The following is a 16,598-nucleotide window of genomic DNA, read 5'->3' on the forward strand; positions in this document are numbered from 1 at the left end:
AAAGGGGATTTTCTTAACGCAAAAAAATAGCTCAAAAAATCAGCTATCCACTAACTTTAAGAACCATTTTTGTTTATTAACTGATTATTTTTGCCAATCTGCTGGATATGTCACATAAATAAAGCGGGCATGTCCAGAAACAGAGAACTTGATTTGGCTTCCTTTAGGAATCAAAATAATTTCTCCAGGACCTGCCGTAATTGTTCGACCCTCGATAATCACGTCTAAGCGACCTTCAATAATATAATCCACTTCATCATATTCTAATAGCCAATCAAATGTCGTATCTTCCATCACCATCAAGCCACATCCTAGACGTGGGCTTTCTGCTAGCGTAACTAGGTCTTTACAGTATACTTTGTGTGCTGGATTCCCAGTATCTAAACGGTCTTCTTCTGACACATTTAATAATGGCAGCTTAATAGATAAAATACCACTTGGATCGACATTTTTTGTTCTATTTTCTACTGAACTTAATTGCTCTGACAATACTTCTCTAACAAGAGCACGGATTGTTTCTTCATTTAGATTATTCATGAGTCACACCTACTTCGCTTCTTTTTTCAACATGCGATTCGCCATAAACATCGCCACAACAACGGCCGTAATACCGCCAACTAGTTTTCCTACGATCATTGGGAAAATCATCTCTTTGGCAACGCCTGCTGTAAAACCTAAGTGATCGCCCATTACAAATGCTGCTGATACAGCAAATGCGACATTGATTATTTTACCGCGCGGATCCATGTCTTTCATCATTTGAAACATTGGAATACTATTGGCTAGAGTAGCCACCATTCCAGCTGCTGCAACTTCATTCATTCCTAAGACTTTTCCAAGTTTCATCAACGGTTTGTTGAAGAGTTTCGTAATGACAAACACTAGACAAAAGGCCCCTGCTAATGTCAGTGCGATTCCACCGACAACTTCAATTCCTTCTGTTACAGGAGTAATGCCCTCAATGATCGTAACACCCACTAACAATTGTAAAGCGCCTAGAACTAAGCCAGCGATTGCCACAATCACTACAAATTTTCCGAATACCGTAAACCCTTTGATCATCGCATCTGGTTTTAACCATAGTCCGATCATGATCAACACTGCAACAAGTAAAATTGGAACAAGATTTTTTAAGATCATCACAACTGGAAATCCAGCAATCACACCACCTACAAAACAACCAAGAGGAATCGTAATCAAACCAGATAAAACACCTGTGGCTAAATACTGTTGATCTTCTTTTTCGATGATTCCAAGAGCTACAGGAATGGTGAAAACAATTGTAGGACCCATCATCGCACCAAGAATTGCTCCGGCAAATAAACCTGCTTGAGGATCTTGCGCTAATTGCATTGCTAAAGGAAAACCACCCATATCATTTGCTAATAAAGTTGTTGCAAACATTGCGGGATCAGCACCTAAAGCGGTATATAAGGGCACCACAACAGGTTTCAAAATATTGGCTAGAACAGGCGCTAATGTAATGATCCCTACCATTGATAGAGCCAAAGAGCCCATTGCCATGATCCCTTCTTCAAATTGCTCACCTAACCCAAATTTATTGCCTAAGCATTTATCGATTGCCCCCAAAACCATGAAAAAAGCAATAATATACATGATTATTTCATTAATACTCATTCACTTCACATCCTACTTTTTTATTCATCTATCTCCACTGAATCAATAATACCTACAATCACGGCATCCACTGGTATTTCTGGATTATCTAATGACATTCTGGCGGCACTGCCTGTTGAGACTAATACTAGATCATCTAACCCAGCACCTGTATTATCAGCTGCAACCAAAGAATGTTGAGGGCCATTGTATTCATCTAATTCAACAACTAAAAATTTTAACCCATTTAGTTTTTCATCTTTTCTGGTTGCCCATAAACTACCTTTTACACGTCCGATGAACATTGTGTCTCCTCATTTCTCATTAGTCCAGCTAATGTTGATTTTTTTCTCGCGAATATATTCTTTTGCATACTCTGTGATGATTGTCTGGTCTGATAGTTCTACTGTATTTTGAACGTCGTTGATGCTGTCAGAAAGATCTTTGACAGTCAGATATTTTTTGTTTTTCAACGTTTCATAAGGAGGTACAGTTTTTTTATCTGACACGTTTTGTTTTAATTCAGCTAAAGATATAAATGTGCCGCCATATCGGTATAATTGGGCTTCAAAATCAAGAATTGTTTTTTTTAACCCATATCTTCCAGCTGTCAGTAATGATAGATAGGTTCTGCCATCTTTAATAATTACAAACTCTTTGCCCGCTTTGATTGTTTGAATGATTCTTTCTTCTAGTTCGTTTTGCGGGTTGAAATTCATCGTATTTACTAAATTCTCAAAGGAAAGTTCGGTTATAACCACTAAGTCGGCCGTTTTATTTCGAGTTTTTTTGTGTAAATAATCCACATATTCACGTGTCAGCCATTTTTTGTTTGTGCCCAAAAGATCACAGGACTCTACGCGATTTTGTTCAATTTCAGTTAGTCGTTTCATTACTTTTTTAGTGATTTTCTCAACTAAAATATCAAAATCATTTTTTTCCATTTTTGATCCCTACTTTACAATATGACCACGGGTTCCTTTTTTAAACGAGCAAGCATTTGCTTCATCGTAGTCAATGTGCATTGCTGTCGCAAATTTATCACTGACTCTGATCACAACATCATCAAAGATCAAGGAACGTTGCTCACTATTGATTCTAACTTTTACGATTTCACCTTGGGTCACATTCATTTTTTTAGCGTCGTTTGCAGACACATGGACATGCCGTTTGGCAATGATCAGCCCTTTTTCTAGTGCAACTGTTTTATTCCCATTAATAAGAACGATGCCTGGTGTTCCTTCGATGTCGCCACTTTCTTTTACTGGAACTTTGATTCCTAACGTTAAAGCGTCTGTCCCAGAAATTTCTACTTGAGAAGATGCCCGGGCTGGTCCTAAAATCACCACATTGTGCAATGCCCCTTTCGGTCCTAAAAGTGTCACGCGCTCTTTTGACGCATATTGCCCTGGTTGAGATAAATAGTTATTGATTGTTAATTGATACCCAGACCCAAACAAAGCCTCGATATGTTCTTGTGATAAATGGACATGTCGTCCGCTGGCTTCTACTAAAAAGCTTCGTTCTTCATTGATTTTCGCTACGACTTGATCGACCAAATTATCTATCAGTTGTTCATTCATGCTATTTTCACCTCTGTGCAATTTTTTTACATTCGTTTGTTTAAAACAAAGGAAAAAGCTATTTTAGAAAAAGAACATGATAAGACGAAGGAGACCACCTTTTCTTAAATACGCTTCTTTTACTAAGTTTCTTTTTCCTTTGATTTTTTGGTGAAATGTTTTATTTTACTGGTGGTAAAATAGCGTCAACTTCTGTGTGTGGACGTGGGATCACATGAACAGATAATAAATCTCCTACACGTTCTGCAGCTGCAGCACCTGCATCAACAGCCGCTTTCACAGCACCAACGTCACCGCGAACCATCACTGTTACTAAACCGCCGCCGACTTGTTCTTTGCCGATCAATGTTACGTTTGCTGCTTTAACCATGGCATCTGCTGCTTCAATAGCCCCTACTAATCCTTTTGTTTCGATCATTCCTAATGCATTTGCGTTCATAATATAATTCCTCCTAGAGTTTTTTTAGATTCTTTACTTAATCCATTTTGAATTAAGCCTAAACATTTATTTACATAATATTAAAAAATATTATTGTAACTTGGCTAAAATACGTTCTACTAAAGTATCGACTAATTGATCCTCATTGATTGACGTTGAACTAGACGAAGCGCTTGGCTCTTCTCTTAAATCTTCAAGTTCACGAACACCGTATGCGATTCTACGAATATTGAATAAATTTTCTGGACTGATATTATCAGAAGTTGAGCTTCCGCCAACAGCACCACAGCCTAAAGTCAAGGCTGGCGCCATATTCGTTGTAGCGCCAATACCACCAAGAGCGCCAGGTGTATTCACTAATACTCTTGATACTGGTTTTTTCAATCCGAAAGCTCTGATGATACTATCGTCTTGTGAGTGGATCATCATTGTATGACCTGCACCTTCATGATAAAGGATATCCATAGATAACTCGCAAGCTTCTTCCCAATTCTCAACGGTGTAAAAAGCCAAAATCGGCGCTAATTTTTCACGAGAATAAGGAACTTTATGACCGACTTTTGTTTCTTCAGCAATCAATACTCTCGCGTCTTTTGGAACAGACAAGTTGGTCAATTGTGCAATTGCTTGAACAGACTTTCCGACGATTTGCGGGTTCATACTGCCATTAGGACGCATAATATATTTTTCCAACTGAGCTGATTCACTTGGTGATAGGAAGTAGGCTCCTTGTTTCTTCAATTCCGCAATGACTGCAGCTTTGTTGCTTGTTTCAACAATGATAGATTGTTCTGAGGCACAGATTGTGCCATTATCAAATGTTTTGGAATCCATTATACGTTTGACCGCTAATGGAATATCTGCACTTTTTTCGATATACGCTGGACCGTTACCTGGTCCTACTCCAATGGCAGGTGTTCCAGATGAATAGGCCGCCTTGACCATTGCAGAACCTCCAGTTGCCAGAATCAACGATGTATCATCATGTTTCATCAGTTCAGCCGTTCCTTGCATTGTAGGTGTGACCATACAACTAATCGCACCTTTTGGACAACCAGCTTTTTCAGCTGCTTCAGAGATAATCTTGATTGTTTCTAAAATCGCATTTAAGGCATTTGGATGGGGCGAAAAGACGATTGCATTGCCTGCCTTGATTGCAATCAAGGCTTTATAGATAACCGTTGATGTTGGGTTTGTTGATGGGATCAACCCTGCCACAACACCAACAGGCACTGCCACATCAATTACTTTTTTCTCGCTATCTTCATTTAAAATGCCGACTGTTTTCATCTCTTTGATATAATTCCAGACAAATTTTGATGCAAAGCTATTTTTCACAACTTTATCCTGCCAAATACCAAAGCCGGTTTCTTCATTAGCCATTTTGGCTAATTTTTCACGAGCATCATAAGCAGCGGTTGCCATTGCTTCACAAATTTGATTGATTTGTTCTTGTGACATCTTTGCTAGTGTTTGTTGTGCTGACTTTGCAGCACTTAGTAGGTTTCTCACTTCTTGGATAGACGCTAAGTCTTTATCAAGGGTTACCATTTGTCAGCCTCCTTCATTTCTTGTCTTTTTTAGCGTTCTTTTTATTCGTTGCCTTATTCGCTTTTTTTATGTCTTTCTTGTCTTCTTTGGGTATTGAATCTGCTATAATTTCTTCTTCAAAAATTTCTATTTTCAACTCTTCCACTTGTGAAACCAGTTGTTCTTGTGTAGTCATATTTTCTGGTTCCGCTTCTTCTTTTAACGTTGTTTTATCAAGTAAAAGAGTTTGTGTGGCTGGATCCATTCGAGGAATCACATGACTTGCACGCAAACAACCTAGCATTTCAGCAACGACTTTTCCGGCATCCACTGCAGCGGTAATTGCGGCTACATCACCGATCAACTCTACTGTCGTGATACCCCCTTTTACTTTTTCAGATTTCAACAATTTAACATTGGCCGCTTTCAATGCAGCATCTGCTGCACTAATCGCACCTAAGTAGCCCGTTACTTCGATCATTCCTAAAGCTTCTAACATGGTTGATTTTCACATCCTTTAATAAGTAGTTGGATTTTCAGCAACCATCACAATAGCATCCGCAAATGCATCGCATGCAGCTTTACATGCTGATTGGCTTCCAGTCAATAAGCCACCGCCGAAATTCGTTTCAGAAGGTGGTCCAAAAAAGGCAGCGACTTCAACATCTGCCGCTTTTAATGCCGCATCAAGTCCGTACATCGCTTCTAGTGGTGGTGCAATCAAGTAGGCCAACGCAGAGCCTTCTTGAATCCCTGCTTCTTTTGATAAATAAGTTCCTGTACGTGATACACAGTGTGCAAAATACGGAATCGAATTCTCTTCATTCGCGCTATAAAAGCTTGCACCATTTTCGATTTCCTGAACGGCAACAGCTAAACCGCTTTTAACTTCTGCCGGACTTGGTCCAGCTAATATCCCAATCACTTCTCCAGCTAATTTCGTTGTGGCGTTATCTGCGCCACCATAAAAACTTTTTGCATAAACAACTTCTACTGCAGCCGCTTTTGTCGCTTCATCTAATGCGACATACGTCACATCATCACACGTTGCAGTAATCAGTCCCAAACTACGATGCTCTGGTCCTAATCCTAGAGCTCGGGCCATTGAAGGCGCTACATTGGAAATGACTTTAACACTTAATACACTTGCACCTAAACGCTCATTCTTCATTATTTGAGAACCTCCTTATTCTACTTCTTTCAAATCGATACCAGATTTTTTATATTCCAACATTTTATGGATTAATTCCGCAATATATGCACCAGCTTCAACTGCTGGCGTTCCACCTTTATGAATATTTGAGATGACTGTTCTTCTAGCTTCCGGCATTCCAACGGTTGGTTTATACGCGATATACGCACTCATTGATTCTGCTGTAACAAGTCCTGGACGCTCACCGATCAAGTAACACACAACTTCTGCTCCTGTTAACTCAGCGATTTGATCCATCGCAGGAACGCGGGCATGTTTGATAAAGACAACTGAGTCATCATCAAAATCTAAACCGAACATCTTCAACCCTTGTTTGATCGAAGGTAAAATTTCTTTGATATTCGCTTCGATTGCAGCCGAACTTAACCCATCTCCTACAATGACTTGAACTTTTTGATTTGGTTTAACGTTCGCCTTGATTTTTGCTGTATTTTCTTCATCAAATTGACGTCCTAAGTCTGGTCGAGTGACGTACTCATCTTTATCTTGGCATTTCGTTGCGACTTCAACAAAGTTCATTTCTTTAATTAATGCCTCTGGTACATATGAAAAAACAGCATCTTGGGCCGCCGCATGGTCAGCTCTAAAACGTAACATTGATTGTGTTTTGTAGCGGGGACCACTTCGCCATAACCCTAAACGGGCTGGTGTCTTAGCCTTCATTTTTAAATAGCCTTCACGATCAACTGGATCAGGAACTAGAAATTGTTTACGAATATCTACTTCTGTAATATCATCGATCAAACCGTCTTCTACTTGTTGCGCTTGGTTCGATGTATCAGAATTATGAGGATTTACTTGGGTTGCTTTTGACTCAACGATCGGCTTTTTTGTATCTGTCATTTCTTCTAAAATCGAAACGATCATTGATTTGATTTCATTATTATCCACCATTTATGTTTTCACTCCTTTATTTTTTTAAGAAGACAGAAGCATCACCAGCTAAATCGGTCAATTGTCCGTTTGCCATGAAGCCCATTTTTTCCATCCATTCTTCAAATTCTTTAATTGGACGTTTGTTCAACATTGCTCGGATCGTCGCTGTTTCATGGAATCCTGTTGTCTGATAATTTAGCATGACGTCGTCACCATGAGGAATGCCCATGACAAAATTCACACCCGCAGTTCCCAATAATGTTAACAAGTTTTCAGCATCGTTTTGGTCTGCTTTCATATGGTTGGTATAACAAACGTCACATCCCATAGAAATGCCAGATAGTTTGCCCATGAAGTGATCCTCTAGGCCAGCACGAATAACTTGTTTTGAGTCATATAAATATTCAGGTCCAATAAAACCAACAACTGTATTGACCATAAATGGATCAAAGCGTTTGGCAAACCCATAACATCTTGCTTCCATCGTTACTTGGTCAACGCCATAATGAGCATCAGAAGATAACTCTGAACCTTGTCCAGTTTCAAAATACATCACGTTGGGCCCTGCTACTTGTCCTTGTTGCAAAGCAAGATGTTTTGCTTCAGCTATGTCATTGGCATTAAAACCAAATGCTGTATTGCCTTTTTCAGACCCTGCAATCGATTGAAAGACTAGGCCTGTTGGGGCACCTTGTCTCATTGCTTCCATTTGTGTTTTAACATGAGCTAAGACACAGGTTTGAGTTGGGATTTCCCATTCACTTCTAAACTCTTCAAACTTCGTTAAAATTCGTTTCACGCTTTCAGTCGAATCGTCAACAGGATTCAAGCCAATAACAGCATCTCCGATTCCATAAGATAACCCTTCCATCACACTAGCCATGATGCCATCTACATCATCTGTTGGATGATTTGGTTGTAGGCGAACCGAAAAACGACCTGCTTCACCGATTGTTGTATTCGCTGTTTTGATAATCTTGATTTTTTGAGCGGCATAGATAAGATCTAAATTTGACATTAGCTTAGCAACAGCAGCGACCATTTCAGAGGTCAATCCACGCGCTACTTGTTTGATATCATAGTCCGTCGTTTTAAAATCTAAGATCCACTCTCTTAATTCTTCCACCGTCCAATGTTTGATTCGATTATAAGCACGTTGATTCACATCGTCGATGATGATTCTAGTCACTTCATCTTCCTCATAAGGGACTGCGGGATTATTAAATAGATCCTCCATTGTTAATTGTGCTAAAACAACTTTTGCTGCCACTCGTTGTTCAGAGGAAAGTGCTGCAACTCCTGCCAAGCGATCTCCAGATTTTTCTTCATTGGCACGGGCCATCACATCCATCACAGATTCAAATTGATAGACTTTACCAAATAATTTCGTTTTTAAAATCATGAAATAATAGCCTCCTTTATATAGTTTTATAATTAGAAACGCTGTATTTATTCAAACACTAACGTTTTTACTACCACGGGTAAAACACTGCCATCAATAATCGGCGTACCAATATCAACATAATCACCATTTTCAACTTGAATCCCGTCAATACATACAAAGGGATAATCAGGGGGTAAATAATTGAACAAGGCTTGCCCTAGTGATTTTGCATTATCCTCTTCTAAGATCACGATCAGCGGAAACTTGTAAACGATCTGCTCTTCAAAGCCAGATACGATTGCTTGCGCTGTGTCGATTATTTCCTGAAACGTTGGACTGCTCTTTCCTGATAGACCTAATGCGACTGTTTGACGTTCGTTGTTGACCGAAAACCAATTCAACTTTTCTTTGATAAGTGAAGCCAATGCCTTTGTTTCATTTTCTTCATCCACTCGGGACATTCTCAGTACAGGAACATTCTTGATGGGCAGACTCTTTTGATCGTAGGTAATCGTACTACCACTGACTTTAGTTGTATGCGAACCTGCACCAACAACTGTCGCTCGAATCGTTTCAAGAGACGGAATCACTTTTTTCTCTTGAAATAGTCGAGAAGTAGAAATCGCTCGTCCTAGTAACACACCAATGTCCCCATACTGAAACGGATCAGAATGTTCATTTTGAATACAATCTGCTACCCCACCCGAAAATGATAAACACTCTACTTTAGTATCCAATTTCAATCCTTTATTGGTTATCAATCGTTCATAATATGGATTTAAATCACCAATCCCTACACTGTTTTCAAGGATTGAGACCAACGTTTGGATAATCGGTTTCAATAATTCAACTGAACCCGTCATGCCTTCTTTGATCGACCAATTTTCTTTTTGGATGATTTCTTTCAATTTCGGTGCAATATACTGGATATTTTTCGTTTGAGGATCTAATCGAATCAGACGTCCCCCAATATCAAAACAAGCAGTATCTAGTAAATCATCATCATTAAATAAAACAAGGTTTGTCGTGCCTCCACCAATATCCAAATTAACTACTGAGGTATGATGTTCTTTAGAATAAGTTTGTGCTCCTGCTCCTTTACCCGCAATGATACTTTCAAGATCTGGACCTGCCGTAGCAACGACAAAATCTCCAGCATAGCCACTCATTGCTTGTAAAACAGAGCTGGAATTGTCTTTTCTAGCTGTTTCTCCTGTGATGATCACTGCACCGATTTGGATTTCTGCTTTCTTAATGCCTGACTTTATATATTGTTCGTCTAAAAATGTCTTGATTGCTTCAACATCGATAATTCTATGTTCTTTTAACGGGGTGAAGATGATATCACTGCGGAAGATGACTTCTTTTTTTGTGATTTCAATTCTTGGAATCGTGAAAGCTGAAGCCATATTATTCATTGTTAATTTAGATATGACCATTTGAGTGGTAGAGGTTCCTAAATCGATTCCAACACTTAGCATTGACTCAGTCATTATTTCACATCCTTCCTATAAAAAAGACGCTTAAAAAACCTCTAAAAGAGTTTTTTAAGCGTCTTTGCTTGTCTAGATAAACGACCTTGTTTATCCTCTATTCTTATTTTTTAAAATAGAAAAATGTTTTCGTTCCGTTTTGATCAGAATTTACTTCTAGCTTGCCACGTAACTTCTCTTTTACATAACTAGTCACGATTTGCAGCCCTAGGTTATTTTGTTTGGTATCCTCTGTTTTATAGCCAATTCCGTCATCTTCAATTGAAATATAAACATATTCGTCTTTTTCATAAACCGTCACTTTAATCATCCCGTGATTCCGATTTAAAAAGGCATGATCATAGCAGTTTTGGATCAACTCATTGACTACTAAAGCAATCGTTACAACAATATCGCTTTCCAAAATAAGTTGATCATCGATTTCTGCTTCCATCGTAATGTGATAAAGCTCTTCGTAACAATGATGCATATTTTCTATGACCGAGTCTAAAACGGACTTCAATGAGATATTGTCTTCCAACTGTTTGGACAATAACTCATGGGTTCTCGCAATAGCCATGATTCGGTAAACACTTTCGGTCAATACTTTTTTAGCTTCATCAGTTGAACAACGTCTTGCTTGAATTCTTAAAATCGAGACCACGCTTTGCAGATTGTTTTTCACACGATGATGGATTTCCTTGATCACAACGGCTTTATCACTGATTTCTGCTTCTTTTTTTCTCACTTCAGTGACATCATGAATGATCACGATCACCGTTCCTTCTGCTTCATCAAAAATATATTTCATTTCAAAGTACAAATTCCCAAATTTGATTTCTTTTTCCATCGATCCAGGTGCATCGTTTCGAGAGCGCAAGTAATTTAATTGTTCAAAAGTTGACATATCCAACGAGAGATTGTCATAATGCATCCCAAGAATATCATCCAAATAACCAAAACCGTGATAGTAGGATTCTGCGGCTCGATTCATCTGAACCAAATAACCTTTACGATTAAATATCAAAATTCCTTCATCAATATTGTCCGTTACAAAATCTTTAGAGGTGATGGATATAGGACTATTTTCATAGTTTTCAGCCTCACTTTGAGCAACCAAAAAATGCTTCATCTTTTCATCCACTGAATCTTCAACGATCACGACACCAATATTTTTTCGCTGGTTACGAATCGGATACACTCGTTGACGGACCATAACATTTTCTTGTGAGCGGGCAAGTAATCCAACTGTATTTAAAGAGGTTTCAAAGGTTCGATAAACAGCTGCTTCGTTTTTACGTTTCGCTTTTTGTCCCACAATATCTTTTGAGTATAGCGAATTTTTAGAAAGCGGTGGACGCTGGAACACAACGATTGCATCCCCTGTTAGTTCATTCATTACATCAATAAAAACATCGTTATCAGGATATAAATGCCTTGAAAGAATTTTTTCAGCTTGAGAAATTAGTTCTTCGATATCTTCCATAGATAAATCTGTATATTTATTGCACAATTGTTTGATTTTTATTTTAAAATCAGTCATCTGCAGCCACAAACATTTCTGCAATTTCAGCTATCGGACATCGTTTGTTCATACTCAAATCTCTTAACAACTGATACGCTTGGTCTTCTGACATATTCTGTTCGATCATAATGATCCCTTTTGCTTTTTCGATCAATTTTCGATCAGATAATTTCTTTGTCAATTTTTCAAGTGATACTTCGTATTCTCTCGTCTTAGTTCCTGTCGCAATTGCCACTTCGACCATAGGCGTTAAAGATTTTTCCATGATAGGTTTGATCAAATAACCACTAATTCCATATTTTTTTGCCTTCTCAATATTTTCTTTATCACTATAGGCAGTTAATAAAATGATTGCTTTAGCATATTTCTCAGCTAAAATCTTCTTACTGGCTTTCAAACCGTCTAAAAGTGGCATGCTGATATCCATGATAACTAGATCGGGCTGATGTTGTTTACAGACTTCGATTGCTTCTATCCCGTCTGCTGCTTCTGCTACTACATTGTAGTTTTCGGCTTCCAACATTCCCCTGATATCCATTCTTGTAATAGGTTCATCGTCTACAATGACAATTCTTCCGTTCATAATGGCTCATCCTTTTCTTTATGTTTTTGTGATGTGGGTCTCATTAAATCCTAAAATAGTGCCTAATCCAACAAGTACTTCCGATAATGCTGATTCTACCGATGAAACATCTCCAGTGATGACAACTGACCCACTGAAACGATCGATAAAACCAATTTTTATATCACCAGCTTTTGTCGCAATATCAACTGCGATGATCGCCGCTTCACTAGGCGTGATTGTTAAGATGCCGATTGCATTCGTCTCTACATCGATCAGCCCTAGTTTTTCATAAATTTCCGGATTAGGATTTGCAATAATATGCGCCAATGTTATTTGTTTACCAGGGACATATTCTTGAATCATCCGTTGTTTTTCAGTCAATAAGTCCACCTCTTTTTCTTTACTGATTTACAGTATATTGATTAAACTAAAACTTTATTTAATATTATCCAAAATTTGTTCGATTTCTGCTCTTGCAGGAACTCTAGGATTCGTTTGGGTACATCCATCAAGCAAAGCGCCTTCAGCAATTTCACCTTTGAATTGATCAAAAATCTCCGAACTCACTCCAGCTTGTTTCAGACTACTGGGCATTGCAAGTTGTTTCTTTAACTGCTCAATTGCTCGAACCAACTGCTTAACCCCTATTTTTGCCGTTGATTTTTCATAGCCAATTAATTTAGCTAAATATGCATACTTCGCAGCTGTCCGCTCATTATATGAGTGATTGAAATGACCACATCCCGCATTATATTGGATTACTTCACTCAGTAAGAGTGTATTTAATCGTCCATGAGGGACATGTAATTTAGCTCCCGCAGCATGTGCAATCCCATGGTTAATACCTAGAGAGGTTAAATTGAACGCCATACCTGCCATACAAGAAGCATAATGCATTTGCTCACGAGCCTTTAAATCTTCACCATTTTTGTAACATCTCACTAAGTTTTCAAATACAAGAACAACAACTTTCTCACATAAAGCATCAGAGAATACGTTTGCTTTAGTTGAGACATAGGCTTCAAGCGCATGCGTTAACACATCCATCCCAGTATCAGCTGTAATATTTCTTGGCGCACTTATCACCAATTCAGATGCTAAGTAAGCTTCATTTGGTTGGATCTCAGACGTCACTAATGGATATTTCACGCCCTTATCTTGATTCGTGATCACAGAAAAATTTGTCACTTCAGAACCCGTGCCACTAGTTGTTGGTATAACAATGAAAGTTAAGTCAGTGATTTCTCCTAACTGTTGTGCAAAAAATTTCATTGCTTTTGCAGCATCAATCGGTGAGCCACCACCAACTGCAAGAAGAATTGTTGGCGCAAAGGCTTTCATTGATTCGATGCCACCTATAACGTTTTCAATTGGCGGGTCAGGAACAACGTTACTAAAAATTTTCAGTTCATTTTTTTGGATAAGATGCGTTGTGACTTGCTCGATCTTATTAGACTGGACCATAAAAGGATCTGTTACGATAAAAATTCGTTGATTTTCATACATATTCAGTCCTTCAAGAACCTGTTCACCGATATGGAGCTTAGTTGGAAAAGTAATTGTTTCCATGTGATTCTCCTTTCATTTCTTCAAAAAAAACCGCAAAAAAGACGTCTATCATCTTCTTCACAGCTTCTTTGCTTGCTAAAAAAACACTACTTTGTGCTTTTAATTTATTCAGATTATCTTACTTTATTGATTTTTGAACACAAAAATAAGGCTTCAACCGTTGCACTGTACTTCATCGTACATACGCCACATTTTTGTGTATACCATTCAGAAAGAGTCCATCCTGAAGAGTATGTTCAATGTGCCCTATTGTTTTGCCTCGAAACAATAGTACGGGATATTAATATAGAAAGACCTGACTTATAGCATTACTGCTCATTACAGTGGCGGGACCGTATTGGAATCTAACCAAATTTCCATCTAAATCAATACATATTCAATTTCTACATTTGTATTATATCACAATCAAAAAAAGAAACAAGTTTTTTTCTAGCAAAATCTCTTCTGATTTTTTCTCCTCAAGCTGCTATTTTTTCGTTATAATGAAAGCACTACGCCAAATAAAAAAGAGGTGCTTTTATGAAAACTGAACGACTACTTGCGATAATCATGATTTTGTTAGATAAAAAACAAATTAGCGCTTCCCAGTTAGCTGAAACATTAGAAGTTTCAGTTCGAACCATTTATCGAGATATCAATTCGCTCAGTGAAGCTGGCATACCAGTAACTACGTCTCCTGGTGTAAATGGCGGTATCCAAATTATGGATAACTATAAAATAGATAAACAGTTTTTTACGTCAGCAGACATCACTTCATTATTGATTGCTTTAGAAAGTTTATCAACAAATGTATCACCTATCCAAATAAGCCAAACATTTGAAAAAATAAAAACACTCGTCCCAGCAGGTTTTATGGAAGAAATCGAGTTCAAGACAAACCAAATAGCAATTGACCTCACTCCATGGACTAGCAACTACACCCTACAGCCGCTTTTAGAAGTCATAAAATCTGGTATGGATCAACAACGTTTATTGCGCTTTGATTACGAGGACAACCAAGGACGTAAAACAACCCGACTCGTCGAACCTTATCGACTTGTTTTAAAAGAAATAAGTTGGTATTTACAATCTTATTGCACTGAAAAATCTGATTTTCGTACCTTTAAAATTTCTAGGATGACTAATTTGGCGTTATTACCGACCTCTTTTGCCCCTAGAAATTTCCAGCCTAAACCATTAGGAAAAGAACCTTTTTATGGTAAAGATTTTACGACCATAACTCTTAAAGTGACACATAAGGTCAAAGAACAACTAATCGATAAATTTGGACAACTGAATTTTTCTTCTACTGACTCAGGATCTTTGATTGTTAAGTTTCCTTTTATGGAAGATGAATTTGGTTACAATTTACTTTTAGGATTTGGAAATCAATGCGAATGCCTTAAGCCACGACACGTTAGAGACGAATTAAAAAGACGGATCGAAAATTTGCTCGAACTTTACCAATAATCAGACTAGAAAAAAGCTTCTCAGACTGTACCAATTTTAGTACAGCTTGAGAAGCTTTCGTATTTTTATTTCTTTTTCTTACCGCCAAAAGCGTCTTTCATTTTATCAAAGAAACCTTCTTCTTGCTGTTCACTTACAGTTTGACCGCCAGCTTTAGCAAATGTACGTAATGCTTCTTTTTGTTCATCATTTAAGTTTTTAGGTGTAATGATTTTGACCTTCACATGTTGGTCCCCATTAGCGCCACCTCGCAAGCGTGGTGCACCTTTGCCTCTTAAACGGAAGTTTGTTTCTGTCTGAGTACCAGCAGGGATTTTCAACTTCACGTCCCCATGAACAGTTGGTACTTTGACTTCATCGCCAAGCGCTGCTTGTACAAAACTTAGTGGTAAATCGTAGTAAATTTCAGAACCTTCTCGGTCAAAAATATTGCTATCTTCTACGCTGAACACAACATAAAGATCACCATAAGGTCCACCATTGATACCAGCTTCTCCTTGATTGGCCAAACGCATTTGTTGTCCATCTTCTACTCCAGCTGGAACATTGACTTTCACTTTATGCGCTTTTTTCTCATGCCCAGTTCCATGACACGTTGGACAAGGATCTTTGATTTCTTTCCCCGTACCATGACAAACATCACACGTTTGCCGACTCATCACGCGACCAAGTGGCGTTTGACGTTCAACGTTGACTGATCCTGATCCATGACACTTGTGACATGTTTCTGGATGCGTACCTGGTTTAGCTCCGTTACCACCACAAGTACTACAATTATCTTCACGGTTGTACTTGATTTCTTTTTCTACACCAAAAATAGCTTCTTCAAACTTAAGGTTGACTGTATATTGCAAATCAGACCCTTGTCTTGGTGCTGAAGGATCCACACTACGCGAACCGCCACCAAAGAATGAATCGAAAATATCTTCAAATCCACCAAAACCGCTACTTGAGAAGCCGCCACCGCCAAAGCCGCCGAAACCACCGCCGCCGCCATAATTTGGATCAGTGCCTGCATGACCATATTGATCATACGCTGCTTTCTTTTGAGGATCGCTTAAGACTTCATACGCTTCAGAAACTTCTTTGAATTTGTCTTCTGCATCTGCTTCTTTATTGATATCTGGGTGATATTGCTTAGAAAGCTTACGGTAAGCTTTTTTTATTTCATCATCTGAAGCACCTTTGGCAAGGCCAAGCACTTCATAATAATCTCTTTTCGTAGCCATTAGTTCCCCTCCAACTATTATTCCATTTATTCTAAAAAAGAATCGACGCTAACTTATTTGTATAAAAACATCGTTGTAATCATACCACAAATCACGCAAAAGAAAAATAGCTGCACTTGATTTGCTAGCCAACATTGTTTACAAATA

18 protein-coding genes and 1 riboswitch are annotated in these 16,598 nt (G+C 38.3%); of the genes, 1 reads left to right on the forward strand and 17 read right to left on the reverse strand.

Annotated features, from left to right (window positions below; genetic code table 11):
* Positions 1-84: 84 nt before the first annotated feature.
* The 16 genes from AC4BB5_RS11220 to AC4BB5_RS11295 all read right to left on the reverse strand — a co-directional run bounded on the left by AC4BB5_RS11220 (position 85) and on the right by AC4BB5_RS11295 (position 13,773).
* Positions 85-537: a cupin domain-containing protein gene (locus tag AC4BB5_RS11220; protein ID WP_490456218.1), complete on the reverse strand. Its 453-nt coding sequence runs from the start codon at positions 535-537 to the stop codon at positions 85-87.
* A 9-nt stretch (positions 538-546) separates the two neighbouring features.
* Positions 547-1,638: an ethanolamine utilization protein EutH gene (eutH, locus tag AC4BB5_RS11225; RefSeq protein WP_086313482.1), complete on the reverse strand. Its 1,092-nt coding sequence runs from the start codon at positions 1,636-1,638 to the stop codon at positions 547-549.
* Positions 1,639-1,658: 20 nt separating this feature from the next.
* Positions 1,659-1,922, reverse strand: a complete 264-nt coding sequence (locus AC4BB5_RS11230; RefSeq protein ID WP_490456219.1) for a EutN/CcmL family microcompartment protein — start codon at positions 1,920-1,922, stop codon at positions 1,659-1,661.
* A gap of 9 nt (positions 1,923-1,931) precedes the next feature.
* The gene (locus tag AC4BB5_RS11235; protein WP_490456220.1) at positions 1,932-2,561 is read right to left on the reverse strand and encodes a hypothetical protein; all 630 of its coding nucleotides are present in this window, start codon (positions 2,559-2,561) and stop codon (positions 1,932-1,934) included.
* 9 nt (positions 2,562-2,570) lie between these two features.
* On the reverse strand, positions 2,571-3,200 hold the full coding sequence (eutD, locus tag AC4BB5_RS11240) for an ethanolamine utilization phosphate acetyltransferase EutD (protein ID WP_490456221.1): 630 nt from the start codon (positions 3,198-3,200) through the stop codon (positions 2,571-2,573).
* A 160-nt stretch (positions 3,201-3,360) separates the two neighbouring features.
* Entirely contained in the window at positions 3,361-3,639 is a 279-nt protein-coding gene (locus AC4BB5_RS11245; protein ID WP_211272478.1) for a BMC domain-containing protein, read from the reverse strand.
* Between the two features lie 90 nt (positions 3,640-3,729).
* Complete coding sequence (locus AC4BB5_RS11250; protein ID WP_490456222.1) at positions 3,730-5,190, reverse strand: acetaldehyde dehydrogenase (acetylating); 1,461 nt, start codon at positions 5,188-5,190, stop codon at positions 3,730-3,732.
* Between the two features lie 13 nt (positions 5,191-5,203).
* Positions 5,204-5,668 carry a BMC domain-containing protein gene (locus tag AC4BB5_RS11255; protein WP_490456223.1) on the reverse strand — a complete coding sequence of 155 codons (465 nt, stop codon included), beginning with the start codon at positions 5,666-5,668 and terminating at the stop codon, positions 5,204-5,206.
* Between the two features lie 18 nt (positions 5,669-5,686).
* Positions 5,687-6,340, reverse strand: a complete 654-nt coding sequence (gene eutL / locus AC4BB5_RS11260; protein WP_490456224.1) for an ethanolamine utilization microcompartment protein EutL — start codon at positions 6,338-6,340, stop codon at positions 5,687-5,689.
* Positions 6,341-6,355: 15 nt separating this feature from the next.
* Entirely contained in the window at positions 6,356-7,273 is a 918-nt protein-coding gene (eutC, locus tag AC4BB5_RS11265; RefSeq protein ID WP_490459061.1) for an ethanolamine ammonia-lyase subunit EutC, read from the reverse strand.
* Between the two features lie 19 nt (positions 7,274-7,292).
* Positions 7,293-8,660 carry an ethanolamine ammonia-lyase subunit EutB gene (locus AC4BB5_RS11270; RefSeq protein WP_490456225.1) on the reverse strand — a complete coding sequence of 456 codons (1,368 nt, stop codon included), beginning with the start codon at positions 8,658-8,660 and terminating at the stop codon, positions 7,293-7,295.
* A gap of 47 nt (positions 8,661-8,707) precedes the next feature.
* Positions 8,708-10,135: an ethanolamine ammonia-lyase reactivating factor EutA gene (gene eutA, locus AC4BB5_RS11275; RefSeq protein WP_490456226.1), complete on the reverse strand. Its 1,428-nt coding sequence runs from the start codon at positions 10,133-10,135 to the stop codon at positions 8,708-8,710.
* A gap of 103 nt (positions 10,136-10,238) precedes the next feature.
* Positions 10,239-11,657: a sensor histidine kinase gene (locus AC4BB5_RS11280; protein ID WP_490456227.1), complete on the reverse strand. Its 1,419-nt coding sequence runs from the start codon at positions 11,655-11,657 to the stop codon at positions 10,239-10,241.
* Positions 11,650-12,222: an ANTAR domain-containing response regulator gene (locus tag AC4BB5_RS11285; protein ID WP_490456228.1), complete on the reverse strand. Its 573-nt coding sequence runs from the start codon at positions 12,220-12,222 to the stop codon at positions 11,650-11,652. Before AC4BB5_RS11285 ends, AC4BB5_RS11280 begins: the two co-directional genes overlap by 8 nt.
* 18 nt (positions 12,223-12,240) lie before the next feature.
* Entirely contained in the window at positions 12,241-12,585 is a 345-nt protein-coding gene (gene eutS, locus AC4BB5_RS11290) for an ethanolamine utilization microcompartment protein EutS (protein WP_086313494.1), read from the reverse strand.
* A gap of 54 nt (positions 12,586-12,639) precedes the next feature.
* On the reverse strand, positions 12,640-13,773 hold the full coding sequence (locus tag AC4BB5_RS11295; protein WP_490456229.1) for a 1-propanol dehydrogenase PduQ: 1,134 nt from the start codon (positions 13,771-13,773) through the stop codon (positions 12,640-12,642).
* A 239-nt stretch (positions 13,774-14,012) separates the two neighbouring features.
* A riboswitch (adenosylcobalamin (AdoCbl) riboswitch) is annotated at positions 14,013-14,155 on the reverse strand.
* 137 nt (positions 14,156-14,292) lie between these two features.
* Between AC4BB5_RS11295 and AC4BB5_RS11300 the strand changes: the two genes are divergently transcribed.
* Complete coding sequence (locus AC4BB5_RS11300) at positions 14,293-15,222, forward strand: helix-turn-helix transcriptional regulator (RefSeq protein ID WP_490456230.1); 930 nt, start codon at positions 14,293-14,295, stop codon at positions 15,220-15,222.
* A 65-nt stretch (positions 15,223-15,287) separates the two neighbouring features.
* On the opposite strand, the gene dnaJ is transcribed toward AC4BB5_RS11300, so the two are convergent.
* The gene (gene dnaJ / locus AC4BB5_RS11305; protein WP_490456231.1) at positions 15,288-16,451 is read right to left on the reverse strand and encodes a molecular chaperone DnaJ; all 1,164 of its coding nucleotides are present in this window, start codon (positions 16,449-16,451) and stop codon (positions 15,288-15,290) included.
* Positions 16,452-16,598: the final 147 nt, after the last annotated feature.

The organism is Enterococcus sp. AMC1252 (assembly GCF_058216515.1).

Excerpts from the sequence above, each read along its gene's own strand:
- AC4BB5_RS11220 (WP_490456218.1), bottom strand. The coding sequence starts at position 537 with ATGAATAATCTAAATGAAGAAACAATCCGTGCTCTTGTTAGAGAAGTA.
- eutH (WP_086313482.1), bottom strand. The coding sequence starts at position 1,638 with ATGAGTATTAATGAAATAATCATGTATATTATTGCTTTTTTCATGGTT.
- AC4BB5_RS11230 (WP_490456219.1), bottom strand. The coding sequence starts at position 1,922 with ATGTTCATCGGACGTGTAAAAGGTAGTTTATGGGCAACCAGAAAAGAT.
- AC4BB5_RS11235 (WP_490456220.1), bottom strand. The coding sequence starts at position 2,561 with ATGGAAAAAAATGATTTTGATATTTTAGTTGAGAAAATCACTAAAAAA.
- eutD (WP_490456221.1), bottom strand. The coding sequence starts at position 3,200 with ATGAATGAACAACTGATAGATAATTTGGTCGATCAAGTCGTAGCGAAA.
- AC4BB5_RS11245 (WP_211272478.1), bottom strand. The coding sequence starts at position 3,639 with ATGAACGCAAATGCATTAGGAATGATCGAAACAAAAGGATTAGTAGGG.
- AC4BB5_RS11250 (WP_490456222.1), bottom strand. The coding sequence starts at position 5,190 with ATGGTAACCCTTGATAAAGACTTAGCGTCTATCCAAGAAGTGAGAAAC.
- AC4BB5_RS11255 (WP_490456223.1), bottom strand. The coding sequence starts at position 5,668 with ATGTTAGAAGCTTTAGGAATGATCGAAGTAACGGGCTACTTAGGTGCG.
- eutL (WP_490456224.1), bottom strand. The coding sequence starts at position 6,340 with ATGAAGAATGAGCGTTTAGGTGCAAGTGTATTAAGTGTTAAAGTCATT.
- AC4BB5_RS11270 (WP_490456225.1), bottom strand. The coding sequence starts at position 8,660 with ATGATTTTAAAAACGAAATTATTTGGTAAAGTCTATCAATTTGAATCT.
- eutA (WP_490456226.1), bottom strand. The coding sequence starts at position 10,135 with ATGACTGAGTCAATGCTAAGTGTTGGAATCGATTTAGGAACCTCTACC.
- AC4BB5_RS11280 (WP_490456227.1), bottom strand. The coding sequence starts at position 11,657 with ATGACTGATTTTAAAATAAAAATCAAACAATTGTGCAATAAATATACA.
- AC4BB5_RS11285 (WP_490456228.1), bottom strand. The coding sequence starts at position 12,222 with ATGAACGGAAGAATTGTCATTGTAGACGATGAACCTATTACAAGAATG.
- AC4BB5_RS11295 (WP_490456229.1), bottom strand. The coding sequence starts at position 13,773 with ATGGAAACAATTACTTTTCCAACTAAGCTCCATATCGGTGAACAGGTT.
- AC4BB5_RS11300 (WP_490456230.1), top strand. The coding sequence starts at position 14,293 with ATGAAAACTGAACGACTACTTGCGATAATCATGATTTTGTTAGATAAA.
- dnaJ (WP_490456231.1), bottom strand. The coding sequence starts at position 16,451 with ATGGCTACGAAAAGAGATTATTATGAAGTGCTTGGCCTTGCCAAAGGT.